The organism is Desulforhopalus singaporensis (assembly GCF_900104445.1).
Lineage (GTDB): Bacteria > Desulfobacterota > Desulfobulbia > Desulfobulbales > Desulfocapsaceae > Desulforhopalus_A > Desulforhopalus_A singaporensis.
In genome coordinates this window covers 61,477-79,316 of record NZ_FNJI01000013.1, presented here as the reverse complement: position 1 = coordinate 79,316, position 17,840 = coordinate 61,477, and the positions used below count along the sequence as shown (strand labels likewise).

The 17,840-nt window shown below is 54.4% G+C and carries 11 protein-coding genes and 1 pseudogene; 7 read left to right on the top strand and 5 right to left on the bottom strand.

All coding sequences use genetic code 11. The features are described from left to right. Nucleotides 1–221: 221 nt before the first annotated feature. Complete coding sequence (locus BLQ17_RS10660) at nt 222–2,018, top strand: AMP-dependent synthetase/ligase (protein WP_092222644.1); 1,797 nt, start codon at nt 222–224, stop codon at nt 2,016–2,018. Between the two features lie 455 nt (nt 2,019–2,473). Here BLQ17_RS10660 and BLQ17_RS23690 read toward each other — a convergent pair. Beyond that, a pseudogene (locus BLQ17_RS23690) lies at nt 2,474–2,857 on the bottom strand (alpha/beta hydrolase); the annotation flags it as partial. Between the two features lie 151 nt (nt 2,858–3,008). Continuing rightward, nucleotides 3,009–5,171 (bottom strand): alpha/beta fold hydrolase, encoded by a 2,163-nt coding sequence (locus BLQ17_RS10650; RefSeq protein ID WP_092222642.1) that lies wholly within the window; start codon nt 5,169–5,171, stop codon nt 3,009–3,011. A 257-nt stretch (nt 5,172–5,428) separates the two neighbouring features. On the opposite strand from BLQ17_RS10650, the gene BLQ17_RS10645 reads away from it, so the two are divergent. Beyond that, nucleotides 5,429–6,517, top strand: coding sequence for a putative NPN-dependent ornithine cyclodeaminase (locus BLQ17_RS10645; RefSeq protein ID WP_092222712.1), 1,089 nt, complete (start codon nt 5,429–5,431; stop codon nt 6,515–6,517). Nucleotides 6,518–6,531: 14 nt separating this feature from the next. Beyond that, nucleotides 6,532–7,425 (top strand): arginase, encoded by an 894-nt coding sequence (gene rocF, locus BLQ17_RS10640; RefSeq protein WP_092222640.1) that lies wholly within the window; start codon nt 6,532–6,534, stop codon nt 7,423–7,425. A 94-nt stretch (nt 7,426–7,519) separates the two neighbouring features. Here the strand turns inward: rocF and BLQ17_RS10635 are convergent, their stop codons facing one another. Next, the gene (locus BLQ17_RS10635) at nt 7,520–8,227 is read right to left on the bottom strand and encodes a FadR/GntR family transcriptional regulator (protein ID WP_245695098.1); all 708 of its coding nucleotides are present in this window, start codon (nt 8,225–8,227) and stop codon (nt 7,520–7,522) included. 623 nt (nt 8,228–8,850) lie between these two features. On the opposite strand from BLQ17_RS10635, the gene cimA reads away from it, so the two are divergent. From cimA to BLQ17_RS10615, 4 genes are all read left to right on the top strand, one after another. Continuing rightward, nucleotides 8,851–10,467 (top strand): citramalate synthase, encoded by a 1,617-nt coding sequence (gene cimA / locus BLQ17_RS10630; RefSeq protein ID WP_092222635.1) that lies wholly within the window; start codon nt 8,851–8,853, stop codon nt 10,465–10,467. 98 nt (nt 10,468–10,565) lie between these two features. Continuing rightward, nucleotides 10,566–14,195: a hydantoinase B/oxoprolinase family protein gene (locus tag BLQ17_RS10625; protein WP_092222633.1), complete on the top strand. Its 3,630-nt coding sequence runs from the start codon at nt 10,566–10,568 to the stop codon at nt 14,193–14,195. A 160-nt stretch (nt 14,196–14,355) separates the two neighbouring features. Next, on the top strand, nt 14,356–15,333 hold the full coding sequence (locus BLQ17_RS10620; protein WP_092222632.1) for a malate dehydrogenase: 978 nt from the start codon (nt 14,356–14,358) through the stop codon (nt 15,331–15,333). Nucleotides 15,334–15,570: 237 nt separating this feature from the next. Beyond that, nucleotides 15,571–15,801 carry a hypothetical protein gene (locus BLQ17_RS10615; protein WP_092222630.1) on the top strand — a complete coding sequence of 77 codons (231 nt, stop codon included), beginning with the start codon at nt 15,571–15,573 and terminating at the stop codon, nt 15,799–15,801. 33 nt (nt 15,802–15,834) lie between these two features. On the opposite strand, the gene BLQ17_RS10610 is transcribed toward BLQ17_RS10615, so the two are convergent. Both BLQ17_RS10610 and gpt read right to left on the bottom strand, forming a co-directional pair. Next, entirely contained in the window at nt 15,835–17,313 is a 1,479-nt protein-coding gene (locus BLQ17_RS10610) for an ABC transporter ATP-binding protein (protein WP_245695097.1), read from the bottom strand. 14 nt (nt 17,314–17,327) lie between these two features. Then, complete coding sequence (gene gpt, locus BLQ17_RS10605; RefSeq protein ID WP_092222627.1) at nt 17,328–17,816, bottom strand: xanthine phosphoribosyltransferase; 489 nt, start codon at nt 17,814–17,816, stop codon at nt 17,328–17,330. Nucleotides 17,817–17,840 lie beyond the last annotated feature (24 nt).

Genomic DNA, 17,840 nt, shown 5'->3' with positions numbered 1-17,840 from the left:
AACATCCGGTCAATACCAACTTACCGCACCATTGACCAAATAACAAACTAATATATCTATAAAATTTCACCATGAAACAATATGGTTGCATAGTATGGGAGAGTCATCGTATTATTAAGTAGAAAACTTTTATGCGGCATCAACAAGAGCCTGACTGAACAGATCCAACCTGGTGGCACCCGGCCATACTGTTTTTACAGGCCGTTACAGGAGGTGCGGTTATGAAAGAAGTTGTCGACTACATTTCTCCGGAGTCCTGCAGCACCCTGCCCGGACTCTTTCTTGAACGAGTTGCCCGATCGCCAGAAAAAACAGCGTACACCTACTACGACAAAAATGTTCAGCAATGGATCGACATAACCTGGGCCAAAATGCAGCATATGGTTGCCAGGTGGCGATTCGCGCTGCAACACGAGAATCTCCAGCCGAAAGACCGGGTTGGTGTGATGCTTGCGAACTCTCCTCACTGGGTGGCCTACGAACAGGCGGCTCTATCGCTCGGTTTATCGGTCGTCCCGCTCTATGTAAATGACCGTCCGGAAAATATAGGCTATATACTGCGCGACACCTCCACAAAAATATTACTGTGCCCAGGCGACTCCTACTATAGCCATCTTGCGTCGGAACTTGAACAAGTTCCCAGTCTTCAACGAATAATCACCCTGGATGACTGCAGATACCAGAAAAACAAGCCGCAGCTTGCCTGCGCATCAACATGGCTTCCTCCCGACAGCCAGATCCTCCCAAAATTCACCCCTGAAATCGAAAAAATTGCAACCATCGTCTACACCTCCGGTACAACCGGCCCCCCCAAGGGAGTCATGCTCAGCCACACCAATATCCTGGAAAATTGCTACAACGGACTCCAGTGCATGGATATTTTGCCGTCGGATCGTTTTCTCTCTTTTCTCCCTCTGTCCCACATGCTGGAACGCACCGCGGGATACTATCTGCCGATGATGGCCGGCAGCAGCGTGGCATACTGCCGCTCCATTGTAGACCTGGCAGAAGACCTGGCCACTGTAAAGCCCACGGTGCTCGTTGCCGTTCCTCGTATTTTTGAAAAAATATATTCGGGAATCCAGACTAAAATTGCCAGCGAGCCAGACATAAAACAGAAACTTTTCCACACCGCCGTGGAGTGCGGCTGGAAATCATTCCTGCTCAGTCAGGGGCGGGGCAGCTGGTCTTCCATACTTCTGGCAAAACCGCTTCTCGACCTGCTGGTTGGCAGCAAGGTACGAGCAAGGCTGGGCAACAGGCTCCGGGTCGTAATTACCGGCGGCGCGCCTTTGTCGGAAAACATCTCCAGATTCTTCATAGGGTTGGGACTCCCTCTTTACCAGGGGTATGGCCTGACCGAAACCAGCCCCATCGTCAGTGTCAACAGGCAGGACGACAATCGCCCCGACGGAGTCGGACGTCCACTTCCCGGGGTAGGCGTGAAAATCGGCGAAAACAACGAGCTTCTGGTAAAAGGGACCTGTGTCATGCTCGGATACTGGAACAATGAACAGGCGACAGCGGCTGCCATCGATGAAAACGGCTGGCTGTATACCGGCGACAAGGCCGAACTCTCCAACGGACATATCCGCATTACCGGAAGACTGAAAGAAATACTGGTGCTCAGCAACGGAGAGAAGGTGGCCCCGACCGATATGGAGCTGGCAATCAGCATCGATCCTCTGTTTGAGACGACCATGGTCGTGGGTGAAGGGCGACCCTATCTTACGCTGCTCTGCGTTCTCAACCGGCACCTGTGGGAGGAGCTGGCAAACAAATCCGGACTCTCCCCTGCGGAGGAGTCCCTCAAGACGCCAGAAACCAAAAAAATCATTTTAAATCGCATTGAAAAACTGCTGGTCAACTTCCCGGGATATGCGTTTATCAAGGACGTAAACCTCAGTCTCTCACCGTGGACGGTGGAAGACGGACTGCTCACCCCGACACTGAAAGTTAAGAGAAAAGTGGTGGAAAAGCGGATGGAGCGGGAAATAGCGACAATGTATCAAACCTGAGATGTTTGCACCTGATTGCACGGTTCATTTTTTTCAAAGCGGCTTACCACCGCCATCATTTCACCAAAACGGGGATTGGGAAGTTCCAGGGGCGAATCCCCGTCGCCGCCGCCCAACGGATAAACAGGCCGGGACAACACCACTCCCGCATGTTTGACTTTTTCTTTTTTATCTATCACGAACGAGCAGTACATATCGTCGGGAACAATTTTCGCCAGCTGTTCGATTTTCTTGATGTTCAAGACGGTATCCGCCGCCGTCCAGGCGGAAAAAATCCTTTTGCCGAAAGCCCGCTGTTTTAGGAATCCGGCGATCAGTTCGTCGTTTTCCCTCATCAGCCTGACCAGTTGCCGCACAGCAACGATAGGTATCCTGCTGTACCGGTAAGGGTTCTGGCCAACCAGGGATGCGGAATTCGACAACCGATCGACGGACGGCAACATGACCAGCTGCTCCACCAGGTCGCTGAACATATTTGCCGGTCCGCCGTACAAACCGAACGCCCCGGAAAACAGGTAAAGCTCCCCCGTCACCCTGGGGTCGACGGCAGCGAAATGAAACGCCAGCGCTCCGCCGGTGGACAATCCGCCAATCGCAACCCTGCAGGCAGAACGACCAGCCGTCTCAAGCGCAAAAGAGATATTGTTCTTCCACTCGGCAAGCAAGACCTCTTCCATCCCTGCGGGATCTTGCAGACCGTGGCAGTGAAGCAGGGGCAGATAGACATCGTAGCCGAGAGCGCGGTGAAAATGATCTCCAACAGCCATCATGGCGTAAGGAGCATCGGTGAGTCCGTGAACAAGGATCACGGCTTTATCGCTTCCTCTGCCATGCACCATCCTGCGAGGCTCACACAGAGGCCTGACATTGTCTGGTGAAAAATAACCAAAGGCGTCGTAATACTCTGTCCACACCTCTCCCTGTGTCTTTATATCCTCTATTTTCATTGGCAAAACAGTGTAAATTTACCTGAGCTGTTTGCAATAACAGTCAGAGTTCCTTGATAAAGGCGGCTATCCTGCGGAACACTTTCTCTTTATTCGCCTCGTTTACCAGCACATGCCTGTCCGAGCTCAGAAGACAAAACTCCTTGTCTTCGGAACCGATCTGTTCCCAGAGCCGCCTTGATCCCTTCGGCGCCACAACCGGATTGTTGTCGGCCTGGATGATCAAGGCAGGCTGATCGATGAGCGCATAACTCTTTTCGATAGACTCGAGAAACTTGCCGACCTCCCTTATGCCTTTCACCGGATTACGGGGGTAGTTCACCCGGGTATCGCCATGGGGGAAATCGATAAACGTCTCTTCTTTTTCCTCCCGTTTCAACCTGCTGAGAACACGGCTCCACAACTCCTGCCCCGGCATGAACATGGTTGAGTAATCACCGAGGGAATAGGGGGGGCATATGGCGAAAACCCCCGCCACTTCCCTCACCCGTGCAGCCAGGTCCAGGCTCAGGCTGCCACCTACCGCAACACCGCCAACAACCACCCTCCTGCAGATAGTGCTGAGCAGCAGGTAGCCGTTTTCGATCGCCTCGCTCCATTCCCTGAACTTGCGCGAGGCAAGGTCATTTTCTGTCGTTCCATGGCCCGGAAGTCTCACGGCATAGACCCAGCATCCCCTGTTTTGCAGATACCGGGCCAACCCCCTTACTTCCTCGGGTACCGACAGATAACTGTGCACCAGCAACACTCCCGTCTGCAGGCGGTAACCTGGTAAAAGAAACGGCTTTCCCGAACACTGCCTGCTTTCGGCGCCACCGCTTACGTACTCCTGACAATCTGTTTTATATTGTCTTCCGTCCTGCCGGAACAACATTTTTGCAAGGGCACATTTCAACACAATTTCCGGCATCCAGGCAACCGAGCGCAGAAAGGATTGAAGGCGCCCAAGCGGCTCCACTTCGTTTGCCATTACCTCAATGGGGTTATCCACACGCCCTCTGTGTACGCTAAGGGGTGCGGACAACTTCCTCCTGTCCCGGACAAGGATCGCTCCATGTTTCTCCACCACCTTTTTTTCACGGCACAGTTCCAGGAAATTTTCATATTTTTTATACCTGTCATCGGTCATCAGGTGAGCCTGATTCTCCTGGAGAGACTTGTGCAGGCACAGTTGACCAAGGCCATCGGCGCCCCGGCTGATCTTGGCCGCAGCATAGAATACCCGGCGCCTGAAGCTGGTCTCCGATATCTGCATAAAGTGGTACATCCGCAGCACCGAGGCGAAGAGATGGTCATGATTAACCGTGGTCATGGCATAGATCTCTTTCATATAGCGCTGCATTACGATCTGAGCCTTGTTCATCATCTTCGCCTTCAGAGCATCGGAGACACCGAATCCCTCGAGCCCGCCCTGGGACAGATGTTCCGCCACCCATTCTTCTTCAAGATACTCCCCAACCCCGATCGGTTTGCCGAACCTGATATCGAGATCAACTCCGGAGAGCAGCATCGTCCCCTCCGTCATAATCTCTTCAATCATGCTATCCGGGATATCCCTGACCACCTTCGCGGCAAGATTTGAAGCTATATTTTCAGCGGTCCGGATAGGATAGTAGGTTATATTCACCGGGACCAGCCTGGTCTCTTCAAAAGAGATGTTGGCAAGGCCCTCTTTTTCCAGCCATGCCGGCATAACCTGTTCCCGGTGCGACGATTCGCCAAATTTGCGGGTAAGACAGGTACGGTAGAGTTCCGCCCGAAGGGCTAGGGCCGCCGCCCCGGTGTGGGGAGCGTGCATCCCCGTGGGGTCGGTGATCATATATTTACCGCTGCGGACAATCTGCTTGGTCTTGACCATGCTTCCTTCTGGAAAAATGATCCAGTTCGCTTCACCGCTCAGAAGAGTGCCTACAATCAGTTCGTCCCTGTTCGGCGCATTGGTGGCAACGGCCCCCACCAGGTCAAAAAATTTCTCGAGCCCCCCTCTGAACAGATCCGCCGATGCCAGTGACCAGACCGGCTTGTCGGTCAGATTAAATATGACAGTGGGGACCAGAACCGTCTCAATACGGGTGAAATGGTTAATGACAAAGATGACTGGCCCATCGGGTATATTGCTCTCGCCATGCAAAATGATATTGGCTTTCGAGAGGCTGGAAAGCACCTTGACCGCCAGACTAGTTGTCAGGTATGCGGATCGATTCATCTACAGTCTCCTGCCGGATTCAAGAAAACTCCCAAAAATATCGACAAATTGAATTGTAAAACTAATTATCGACGGGTTCAACCATTGTGACCTATTTCCCCTTTCACCACAACCTGCAATACCTTTTGCGTACGGTTTTTTCCCGCAACAACAAAGGACAACCGCCCCTGACCTGGCACGTTGCATTTTTGGGTGAACAAGCCTATACTTATACCAATTGCGGCGACATGAAAAAATCCTTCATACTGAGGCATTATATGACTCTTACCGTCACTTACACTCCCCCCGATTTTACTCTTTCGCACCTGAGAAAAAGCCCCCCGGCGCTGCTTGCACCAGCCCCTGCCGACGGAATTGCCCCGGCAAGCTACCATGCGACCTCAAATCATCCTGAATATATTAAGATTGGCGAGGCCAAATGGGTGCTGGCCCCGGAAAGCCGGATGGATGCGGTCTTCGTCGTCAAGGACCAAAAGATAAGCGTTGTCGAGGCGCGCAACCTCAGGCAGGGGGACATGGTGGTTACCGGACGCACCGAAAACGGCGAAGAGGGAATTCTCGTTCACAACAGCGGGTTCACCCGGAGCGAGGAGAACGAAGACAAATTTGCCTTTCGCTCACGGGGAACGCGGGAGACCCCTTTTTCCTACTCTTACGATTCCCTCTATGAAATCCTCAAACACGACAGGGCCGACGGCCACATAGTCTGGGTGCTCGGCCCGGCGGTGGCCTTTGATAAAGATTCCAGGTCCGCCATGCAGGGGCTTATCGAAAACGGTTTCTGCCACGCCCTGATGGCCGGCAACGCACTTGCCACCCACGATATCGAAGCCGCCGTCTACCAGACCGGACTAGGCCAGAATATCTATTCCCAGGCACTGCAGCCGATGGGCCATTACAACCACCTTGATATTCTCAACGAGGTTCGCAAGGCGGGTTCCATCGGCAAGGCGATAAGAGCCCTCGATATCAGTGACGGGATCATGTACGCCTGCGAAAAAAACAATATTCCCTACGTTCTGGCCGGATCGATAAGAGACGACGGTCCGCTGCCGGAAACGGTGGGCAACGTCTACCACTCCCAAGACATGATGCGCGAGCACGCGAGAAAAGCGACCACGGTAATAACCATGGCCACCCAGCTCCACTCCATTGCTTTTGGCAACATGACCCCCGGCTACAAGATACTTGACGACGGCACGGTCCGTCCGGTCTATTTTTACGTTGTCGACATGTCCGAGTTCAGCGCGGACAAACTTGCAAATCGCGGTTCCGCCCAGGCCCAGGCGATTCTCACCAACGTTCAGGATTTCATAGTCAATCTCTGGAACCACCTGAAACAATAAAGCAGATACCGCAAATGAAAAATAGACCTGTCCGCATCATCGGAGTCCCGATGGACCTTGGCCAGAGCCACCGTGGAGTCGACATGGGCCCCAGCGCCGTGCGTTATGCCGACCTGGCTTCAAATCTTACAGCCCTGGGCTACAGCTGCCGCGACAGCGGCAACATTACCATTCCGGGACGCTACGAACTGTCGGGAACAAGCCTTCGAGAAAGGTTGCCGCTTATCTGCGAAGGCTGCCGCAGCGCCTACAAGCTGGGGAAAGAGTCAATTGAGGCCGGAGAAATACCGATCTTTCTCGGAGGAGACCACTCCTCCTCGGTCGGAACGGTCGGCGGGGTCACCGACAACTCAGAAGTGGGCCTCTTGTGGATCGACGCCCATGGCGACTTCAACACCCCGGAGACATCCGACAGCCAGAATGTTCACGGCATGGCGCTGGCGGTACTGCTCGGCCTGGGACCAGAAGAGCTGGTAAACGTGGGCCGTAAGGGACCCAAGGTAAAACCTGAAAACGTGGTCCTTATAGGACAGCGCGAACTCGACGACCAGGAAAAAAAGCTGATCAGAGACTCCGGGGTCACAATATACACCATGAGGGATGTGGACGAATTCGGCATCCGCCAGGTTGTGCTGAGAACACTGGACAAGCTGGGCAGCCTGGACAAGCTGCACGTCAGCCTTGATCTCGACGTCATGGACCCGCTCGACGCACCGGGCGTAGGCACCCCTTCCCAGGGAGGGCTCACCTACCGCGAAGGCCAGCTGGTAATGGAAATGCTTGCCGATACGGGAAAACTGCACTCCGTCGATATTATGGAAATAAACCCGATTCTCGATATCCAGAACAGAACGGCGCAGATGGCAGTGAACCTCGTCTCCTCCCTTTTTGGCAAGAAAATAATATGAATTTTTCTGCCGCCAAAAACAGCTTCATTTCTCCACACACGCATCATCCCCGGCAAGGCCTGACAAGGGAGAGAAAAAAACAGGTGACGACAGCTCAGCCGTTTCTAGACCGGAAATAGTCCTGTACAAACTTGATGTGAGTCTCCATCGCCTCGTAAGCCTTTCTCGGTTTACGCTCCTCGATGGCCTTGAATATCTTGCGATGATGCTCGATGACTTCTTCCAGAGCGTTACGATCCAGATACATACGGGCCAGGTTCTTTTTGATGCCAACGAAAAGAAAATCATAAAAATTTCGCATCAGGTAAATCAGTACCGGATTCTTGGTCGAGAAGGTAACAGCCATATGAAAAGCGGTGTCCGGACCGGACCCTATCTGGTCGGTAGACCTCAGATCCTCTTCCATCTCCTCCAGGCTCTTTCTGATGGCGACAACGTCGGATTCGGTTGCTCTCTGCGCAGCCAGATAGGCTGCATTGCATTCCAACCCCAACCGCACCTCAAGCAAATCATCAAAAGTCGCCTCATCGGTCGCCATCGCGGCGGCCAGGGGGTTGCCCTCCCTATTTTCCGGGGAGCTGACAAAAGTCCCCTGCCCCTGCCTGTGCTCCAAAAGCCCCATGATAACCAGCTTGTTGATAGCGTTTCTTACAGAGGTCCTGCTCACCGCCATGGACTGGGCAAGCTCTCTTTCAGGTAAAATCTGCTGACCGGGCTTAAACTCACCCCGGTAGATCAGCTCACGTATCTGTTCAAAAACCTGGTCGGAAATCCGCTTCGGCTTTATCGGTTTTAAGTTCATACTCATCCATCCCTGAAATAGTTGCCCGTTATGCTTTCTGCCCCTTCGCGGTTGAGAGCCCGGACAAATGGTACAAAAAAAAACATAGCAGTTCAATATATTTTCCCGAACAAATGGCACAACATCCTGTAATAACAATTTTTCATAAACATAGTCAGCCAGGTATAGCGCAGCGACGCTGTTTTTTCCTACACCTATTATAGAGCGCTAAAAAAGCGGCAGAATAGCGACACCTAACTTTTCCGACCAGGATAAATAAAGCTGAGACAACATAGTTACACCGTCATTACCTCCCCCGGGACGGGAAATAGTCGTTCCCGATCCGGAAAATGTCCGGCGCTGCTTTTTAAATGGTATTACCAATGCCGGAAATACAGGAAAAAAGCGCAGTCGCTTGGCCGTTTTCCTGACATCGTTACAGGCGGATGAGGATAAACCCCCTGCCTACGCCAGAGTTACATTAAATTTTGCTTTTTAACGCCAAGTCCTTTATCATTGAGGGTTGCATTTCAGTCCAAACGGCTGCTTCTCCGGTCATCGTCCTGTTCTGTTGCCGAGATCCAGCAATAACCCATTACTTTCAGACCAAAATCCGCTTTTAACCGGGGCTATACAGGAACATCATGGCGCATTACGTTGAACTTTACGACACCACCCTTCGTGACGGAACCCAGGCAGAAAATTTCAATCTCTCCGTTGATGACAAGGTCCGCATCGCTCTCGCTCTCGACAACCTTGGCATCGATTTCATCGAAGGCGGCTGGCCCGGGTCCAACCCCATCTCCGTTGAATTTTTCAACAAGATGCAGAACGTACAGCTCAAACACGCCAAACTGGCAGCCTTCGGATCCACCCGGCATATCAAGAACAGCCCCGACCAGGACCCCAACCTGGCTGCGCTGCTCAGCGCCAAGACGCCGGTCGTCACGATTTTTGGCAAAAGCTGGGATATTCACGTGACCGAGGCGCTCTTTATCTCCCTTGAAGACAATCTGCAGATTATCAGCGACACTCTGGCGTTTTTAAAACCCAGGGTCGAGCACCTGTTCTACGACGCCGAACATTTTTTCGACGGCTTCAAGAACAATCGTGAATATGCCCTGAAAACACTGGAAGCAGCAGTTGACGGCGGAGCGGAAACACTGATCCTGTGCGACACCAACGGCGGCACTCTGCCCCACGAGATCGGCCCCATTATCAGCCAGGTCAACGAGTTCCTTTCAGGCCTTGGCAAAAGCGTTCCCCTTGGCATCCATTCCCATAACGACTCCGAAACTGCGGTGGCCAACTCGATCACTGCGGTATCCGTCGGCAAGGTGAAACAGATCCAGGGAACCATAAACGGCTTTGGCGAACGGTGCGGCAACGCCAACCTCACCTCGATCATCCCCGCCCTGGTTTTTAAGCTGGGGGTGGAATGCGAGGTCCGCAAGCACATCGAACAGCTCAACTCGACTTCCCGGCTGGTCAACGAGCTGGCCAATCTCCCCCACAACCGTTACCAGCCGTATGTCGGGGAATCCGCTTTTGCCCACAAAGGGGGCATACATGTCAGCGCGGTAAAGAAGAATCCCGTAACCTACGAGCACATCACCCCGGACAAGATCGGCAACATCCGCAGAATTCTCATTTCCGACCAGAGCGGCCGCTCCAACATCTTGCACAAGGCCAAGCAGTGGGGTCTAAAACTCAATCCCGACGACCCGATTCTTGCCACCATCATCAGCGAACTCAAGGAACTTGAAAATTGCGGTTACCAGTACGAGGGTGCCGAGGCAAGTTTTGAGCTGCTCATGCGAAAAGCCATGGGACTGCAGCGCAACTATTTCAAGTTTGAAAGCTTCAGGGTGATGAACCATAAATACCGGATGGACAAGCCGCCCCTCACTGAAGCGACCATACGTCTTTTTATCGGCGGCAACGAAGTCCACACCGCAGCCATGGGGGATGGTCCTGTCAACGCCCTTGACGCGGCAATCCGCAAAGCACTCACCGAATATTATCCCTGCCTTGAGGAAATGGTGCTCAGCGACTACAAGGTCCGCGTTCTCTCAGGTGAACATGGGACCCAGGCCCGGGTCCGGGTGCTGGTGGAAAGCTGGGACCAGTACTGCTCCTGGGGAACTGTTGGCGTATCGGTGAATATTATCGAGGCAAGCTGGCAGGCCCTGGTGGACGCCATTAATTACAAGCTGATGAAAGAGGACATCCGCAAGGCGGATAACCTGCAGGAGCTGTAACCATTACCGGGGAAACAGATCGGACCATGCGCCGGCTCTACCGTGGTTAAGGAGAATGCCAGAGTCCCCACAGCCCAGCACCACCCGGAGAATATGCGATGGCGAGATGGCACATCTGGATAGATCGCGGCGGAACCTTCACCGATATAGTTGCCCAAAAACCGGACGGCAGCCTCATAACCCACAAACTGCTCTCGGAAAACCCAGAGAAGTACAGTGATGCCGCGGTACAAGGTATAAAAGAGCTGCTGGGTCTTTCCACTGAAAAAGAGATACCCAAAAACATCATCGGTTCGGTCAAGATGGGCACCACGGTCGCCACCAACGCCCTGCTCGAGCGAAAAGGAGACCGCACCCTCCTTCTTATAACCGAAGGTTTCGGCGATTGTCTGCGAATCGGCTACCAGACCCGCCCCGATCTATTCGCCCGCCATATTGTCCTGCCGGAGATGCTCTATGAACGGGTCAGCGAAGTCAGGGAGCGCATCGGCGCAAACGGCGAACTGGTAACCACACTCGACGAAGAAGCCGTGCGCAGGGAGTTGCGCCATAGTTTCGACCTGGGTATCCGTTCCGTGGCCATCGCCTTCATGCACGGATACCGGTACAACCGCCATGAACAGAGGGCCGCGGCTATAGCACAGGAAACAGGCTTCACCCAGATCTCCGTCAGCCACCGGGTGAGTCCCCTCATGAAACTCGTTTCCCGTGGGGACACCACTGTTGTCGATGCATATCTCTCCCCGATCCTGCGCAGATACGTCAACCGCGTTGCCAAACAGCTCGGCTCGTCGGACCGGACCGGCCCTCAACTTATGTTCATGCAGTCCAACGGCGGCCTGACGGACGCGAACCTCTTCCAGGGCAAGGATGCGATTCTCTCGGGTCCTGCCGGAGGTGTCGTGGGAATGGCGAAAACCGCCGCCGATGCCGGATACACAAGACTCATCGGCTTCGATATGGGGGGAACATCGACCGACGTTGCCCACTACGCCGGGGAGTATGAAAGAAGTTTTGAGACCACGGTCGCAGGGGTGCGGATGAGGGCCCCCATGATGCATATCCATACCGTCGCCGCAGGGGGGGGCTCCATCCTGGCTTTCGACGGCTCCAGGTATCGTGTCGGCCCGGAATCCGCCGGAGCCAACCCGGGGCCTGCGTGTTACCGGCGGGGAGGTCCTTTGACAGTCACCGACTGCAACGTGATGCTCGGAAAAATCCAGCCTGAATATTTCCCCAAGGTCTTTGGTCCCCGCGGCGACCAGCCCCTTGACCGCCAGGTTGTCCAGCATAGTTTCAAAAATCTTGCCGAACGCATCGGCCAGGCGGCCCAGGATGAGCCGCCTCTTCCGGAACAGGTCGCGGAAGGCTTTTTAAAAATCGCCGTTGAAAATATGGCCAACGCCATCAAGAAGATCTCGGTACAGCGCGGTTACGACGTTACCGGGTATACCCTGAACTGTTTCGGCGGAGCCGGGGGCCAGCACGCCTGTCTGGTGGCCGACGCGCTGGGGATGAAAAGGGTGTTCATCCATCCTTTTGCCGGAGTACTGTCCGCCTACGGAATGGGGCTCGCCAACATCGGAGCACTTCGGGACATCCAGCTCGAATTTGTCCTTGACGACCAGGCCCCGGACAAGATAGAGACCGCCTCCCTTCCCCTGAAAGAAGAGGTCAGACAGCAGGTTATGGCCCAGGGAATTGCTCCTGACAAAATCGACATAGCGACCAGGGTGCACATCAGGTACGAAGGCACCGACTCGACCCTCTTGGTGGACAGCGGCAATAAAGAGGCCATGATCGCGGAATTTGAACGAGCCCACGGGCAGCGATTCGGCTTTATCGCCAAGGAACGCGACATGGTCGTCGAGGCGCTGTCGGTGGAGGCGGCCGGCAGGACCGACACCATGACGGACGACCGGCTCTTTCTACCGGCTGCTGCAGCCGATGCTGCCCCCATCGACTCGGTGTCGATGTTCTCCGACTCCGCTTTTGTAAAAGCCCCGCTCTATCTTCGCGGCAACCTTGGGCAAAACGGTCTGATAAACGGTCCGGCGATAATCTCGGAGCCAACCGGAACCATAGTTGTCGAAAAAGGGTGGCGGGCCATGGTCAACAGCCACGGCCACCTTATCCTCGAAAGATATGAAAAGCGACCAAAGAAGCGCGCCATCGGCACCCTGGCCGACCCGGTCATGCTCGAGGTGTTCAACAACCTGTTCATGTCCATCGCCGAACAGATGGGGGCGACTCTTGCTAACACCGCATATTCGGTAAACATTAAGGAAAGGCTCGATTTTTCCTGCGCTCTTTTCGATCCCGCAGGAAATCTCGTGGCCAACGCCCCCCACATTCCTGTCCACCTCGGGTCGATGGGAGAATCTATCAAAACCGTTATCAGGGAAAACCGCACCAGTATGCGTCCGGGCAACGTCTACATGCTCAACGCGCCCTACAACGGCGGCACGCATCTGCCCGATGTCACCGTTATCTCACCAGTATTTTCCGCAGATTGCAAAGAGATCCTGTTCTACGTGGGGTCAAGGGGACACCACGCGGATATCGGAGGAAGGACTCCCGGCTCTTCCCCGCCCGACAGTTGCCACATTGAAGAAGAGGGCGTGCTGATAGACAACTTCCTCCTGGTTGAAGAGGGGGTGCTGAGAGAACAGCAAACAATCGAACTCCTTGAGTCGGGAAAATACCCGTGCAGGAATATAAGACAGAACATAGCTGACCTTACCGCGCAGATTGCCGCCAACAAAACCGGCGCACGGGAGCTGCTGAAGATGGTCGATCACTTCGGCATCGCAGTGGTTCACGCCTATATGAAGCACGTCCAGGACAACGCCGAGGAATCGGTGCGCCGTGTGCTGGACGTGCTGCAGGACTGCAGTTTCACCTACCCGATGGACGGTGGCAGAAAAATCCGCGTGGCCATTGCCGTTGATAAAAATAAGCGTGAAGCGACAATCGATTTCAGCGGCACCTCCGCCCAGGACCCCGGCAACTACAACGCCCCCACGGCGGTATGCAAGGCGGCGGTCCTGTATGTCTTCAGAACCCTTGTCGCCGACAACATTCCCCTCAACCAGGGGTGCATGGTACCGCTGAGACTGATTATCCCAAAACGATCGATGATCAGCCCGGAATTCCCGGCAGCGGTTATTTCCGGCAATACCGAAGTATCACAGGCTATCACCGACGCCCTCTACGGCGCTCTCGGGGTGCTGGCGTCCTCCCAGGGGACCATGAACAATTTTGTCTACGGCAACGCCACTCACCAGAACTATGAAACAATCTGCGGAGGAACAGGCGCAGGCCCTGATCATCACGGAACCAGCGCCGTTCACTCCCATATGACCAATACCAGGATGACCGACCCTGAGGTTGTCGAGTGGCGTTTTCCCATTCGCGTGGAATCCTTTGCCATCCGGCGCGGGTCAGGCGGGGGCGGCAAGTTCAGGGGCGGAGACGGCGTGGTGAGGAAAATACGGTTTTTGGAGCCGATGACCGCCACTATCCTGTCGTCACACCGGGAAACGGAGCCGTATGGCCTGGCCGGAGGGGAGGCGGGACAAAAAGGGGAAAACATAGTGCTGCACAGAGACGGTTCCACAACCGCGGTAAAGGGCAACGATGAAGTTTTTGTCCCTGCAGGCGATATTTTCGTCATCGCCACACCCGGCGGGGGAGGGTACGGAAAGCCCGAAAACACAACACGTTAGAAACAATTTGGCTTATCATCAACACTATTGATAAGAAATCGGACTGGCTGGGGTCCCATACACTGGATTCCTCCCAGACATTATGTTATCTTGGCTCTGGTCAATAGAACACCATGACGTCTTTGCGATTTTATCTGAAACACTTCCAACGGAGGTCAAAATGAAAACCCCAGTACGTGTTGCAATAACCGGCGCAGCCGGCCAAATCAGTTATTCCCTTATTTTTCGCGTGGCAGCAGGAGATATGCTCGGGAAAGACCAGCCGGTTATCCTCCAGCTTCTTGAAATTCCACCGGCGATGGAAGCACTTCAAGGAGTCGTTATGGAACTTAACGACTGCGCTTTTCCTCTGGTTCACGGTATCATCACCAGCGACGACCCGAACGTCGCCTTCAAGGATGCCGACTTTGCATTGCTCGTCGGTTCACGCCCCCGCGGTCCCGGCATGGAAAGATCGGACCTGCTCAAGGCAAACGGAGCGATCTTCACCGTTCAGGGCAAGGCCTTGAATGACAACGCCAGCAAGGACGTCAAGGTTCTTGTGGTTGGCAACCCGGCAAACACCAACTGCCTCATCGCCATGAAAAACGCACCGGACCTGAATCCCCGCAACTTCACCGCGATGATGCGTCTTGATCACAACCGCTCAATGAGCCAGATTGCCACCAAAACAGACAGCCATTCGACCAAGGTTGAGAAGATGGTCGTCTGGGGCAACCATTCGGCCACCCAGTTTCCCGACATTGCCAACGCAACCGTGGACGGTGCACCGGTAAAAGATGCGGTTGACAACGACTGGTACGTCAATGAATTCATCCCCACCGTTCAGCAGCGGGGCGCGGCTATCATCAAGGCGCGTGGAGCATCCAGTGCAGCATCCGCCGCATCTGCGGCCATCGATCACATGAGAGACTGGGCGCTTGGCTCAGACGGACGATGGGTGAGCATGGGTGTTTTCTCCAAGGGCAACAGCTACAGTATCGACGAAGATCTGATTTACGCCCTGCCCATCACCTGTGAAAACGGTGAATGGAAGGAGGTAACCGGCCTTGAAATCGGTGAATTTCAGCAGAAGATGATGAATGCCACCGAAGAGGAACTCAAGGGAGAAAAAGAGGCGGTCATCGATCTCATCTAAAACCCCGCCACAGCCAACGCCAGGAAAAATGCGTAATCTCCCTGTGGGGGATTACGCATTTTTTTTTTACCAACCACGCTCCGCCCAACCAAATTGATCCACCGGTCCTTGTAATTTTAGCCGCACTGCCTATGATAATTCAATAAAGCCAAACAATGCAGTCCCACCCCTTCGGCGGCAGCGTACTGTTGCGCCTGTACCACAAAGCGGGCCAGGGGCTTGCAGGGAGCTGAGACGATGATACGCTTTACTGTTCACAACCTGGGAGAACACACCATCGAGAACCTGATGGTGGAGGGTCCCTTCAGGGAAGTGGTAGGGAGCCTGCTCGAAACGTTTTTGGCAACCTACGGCGGCCCGACCGGCGCTGATCTTGACTATGAGTTCGTCACCCATCTCATAGCCATGTCCCACGGCCAGGGGGAAATACTAGAGCGGACCGCCGCACCGCCGGAAAAAATTCACTGACCGGTAAAGGCGCCCCCTTGACGTCCAATCCGATCAGACCGACAGTCCTGCCATCAGCTGCGGTATTTCGGCGACTTTGCTCTGGTCATCCGCTGCAAAGCAAGCTACCAGCCTGCCGTCGAACATTACCCCTATCCTGTCGGAGAGGGCAAGCGCCTCGGACAGGTCGCCGGTGACCAGAAGTATTCCTGCCGCATCTCTCGCCTTGAGCAGCAACCGCCAGACGTCTTCCGCCGCCGAGATGTCAAGCCCCTGGGTCGGCTGCTCGGCAACGATGAGCCGCGGTTTGCGATAGAACTCCCTTGCGAGCACCAGCTTCTGCAGATTGCCTCCGGAAAGCTGCCAGGCGCAGGCGGTCAGGTCCGGCGGTCGGATATCGAATTTTTCCAGCAGATGTTCCGCCTTGACTCTCGCCTGGTCGTACTGCAGCCACGGTCCCCTGGTAAACCCACCCCTGGTGGTGAGCAGGAAATTGTCCAGCAGGTCAAGGCCTTGACAGGTCGCCAGTCCCTGGCGGTCCTCCGGGATGTATGAAAGTGTTTTGTCCCAGTCGGGTTTACGAAAAAATCTGCCCCACTCCAAGCCGAGGATCCTGATGTTGTCACCCTTGGGCCGGCGAAGCCCGCAAATCGTTTCCACCAGTTGTTTCTGGCCGTTTCCGGCTACACCGACCAGCCCGAGAATCTCCCCCTGCCGCAAATCGAAACCAACGTCTTTGAGCCGATCGTCGCTCAGGCGATCCACCTTGAGCACAATCTGTTTCGGTTCGACAGGACTTTTGTCAACCTTGAGCAGAACCTCGCGCCCCACCATCCTTTCGGCAAGCTCCGCGGTTGATGTAACTTCTTGTGCCGGGACCCGGTCAACGATCTGTCCCCGTCTGAGAATCGCTATATTATCGGCGATGGCCATGACCTCTTCAAGCTTATGACTGATAAAGACGATTCCCTTGCCCCTGGCCACCATCTGCTTCATCGCCGCAAAAAGGTTGTCGGCTTCCCGCGGGGTGAGCACCGCCGTCGGTTCATCAAAGATGAGGATATTCGACTGCCTGTGGAGCAGCTTAAGGATCTCGACCTGCTGCCGCTCGCCCATCGACAACCCATCTATGCGGGCACCCGGGTCGATATCAATGCCGTACTGCAACCCCAGCTCGCGGACATTTTTTCTTATCTTTTTCCAGTTGAGCCCGAACCCGCCCCTGGTGCCAAGGTAAACATTTTCCGCAACAGTCAGGGCGTTCACCAGCTTAAAATGCTGATAGACCATGCCGATACCGGCTTCGATCGCCTTTTCCGTGGAGCTGAAAACCACCCTTTTCCCCTTGTGGAATATGTGGCCGCGGTCGGGCTGGAGCTGCCCTGCAAGGATGGACATAAGGGTCGATTTCCCGGCACCGTTTTCCCCCAGAAGGGCCAGAATCTTCCCCTCTTCAATCTCTAAAGAGACGTCTCTGTTGGCATGCACCCTGCCAAAACTCTTGGAGATATTCTCCAGACGTATGAGAGGCAAAGAACACCCCATTTTCAGATATTCCCCCGGTCGGCAAGAGGCGTTACAAACTGCGATTCGGTATCCCAGGGAAACAAGATCCAGGTGTCCTGGCTCACCTCGGTGACAAAGGTGTCGACCAGGGGCCTGCCTGCCGGCTTTGCATAGACCGTGGCAAAGTGGGCCTTGGGGACAATCTGTTTAACAAGCTGCGCGGTCCGGCCGGTATCGACCAGGTCGTCGATCAGCAGATAACCTTCACCATCCCCGTCGACGCTTTTGAGGATTTCCGCCTCACCTTTTTTATCCTTCCAGTCGTAGCTTGAAATACAGATGGTATCGATGAGGTGAATATCGAGTTCCCGGGCGATAATGGCCGCCGGAACCATTCCTCCCCTGGTAATGGCGATAATCCCTGTGAAATAGTCCATATCGAGCAGCCGCCACGACAGCGCCTTTGAATCGCGGTGCAGCTGTTCCCAGCTGATCGGATACGTTTTTCTGTATTTGGAGTTCGCTAACATCGTTGTTTCCCTGTGCTTTTGTGA

Excerpts from the sequence above, each read along its gene's own strand:
- BLQ17_RS10660 (WP_092222644.1), top strand. The coding sequence starts at position 222 with ATGAAAGAAGTTGTCGACTACATTTCTCCGGAGTCCTGCAGCACCCTG.
- BLQ17_RS10650 (WP_092222642.1), bottom strand. The coding sequence starts at position 5,171 with ATGAATCGATCCGCATACCTGACAACTAGTCTGGCGGTCAAGGTGCTT.
- BLQ17_RS10645 (WP_092222712.1), top strand. The coding sequence starts at position 5,429 with ATGACTCTTACCGTCACTTACACTCCCCCCGATTTTACTCTTTCGCAC.
- rocF (WP_092222640.1), top strand. The coding sequence starts at position 6,532 with ATGAAAAATAGACCTGTCCGCATCATCGGAGTCCCGATGGACCTTGGC.
- BLQ17_RS10635 (WP_245695098.1), bottom strand. The coding sequence starts at position 8,227 with ATGAACTTAAAACCGATAAAGCCGAAGCGGATTTCCGACCAGGTTTTT.
- cimA (WP_092222635.1), top strand. The coding sequence starts at position 8,851 with ATGGCGCATTACGTTGAACTTTACGACACCACCCTTCGTGACGGAACC.
- BLQ17_RS10625 (WP_092222633.1), top strand. The coding sequence starts at position 10,566 with ATGGCGAGATGGCACATCTGGATAGATCGCGGCGGAACCTTCACCGAT.
- BLQ17_RS10620 (WP_092222632.1), top strand. The coding sequence starts at position 14,356 with ATGAAAACCCCAGTACGTGTTGCAATAACCGGCGCAGCCGGCCAAATC.
- BLQ17_RS10615 (WP_092222630.1), top strand. The coding sequence starts at position 15,571 with ATGATACGCTTTACTGTTCACAACCTGGGAGAACACACCATCGAGAAC.
- gpt (WP_092222627.1), bottom strand. The coding sequence starts at position 17,816 with ATGTTAGCGAACTCCAAATACAGAAAAACGTATCCGATCAGCTGGGAA.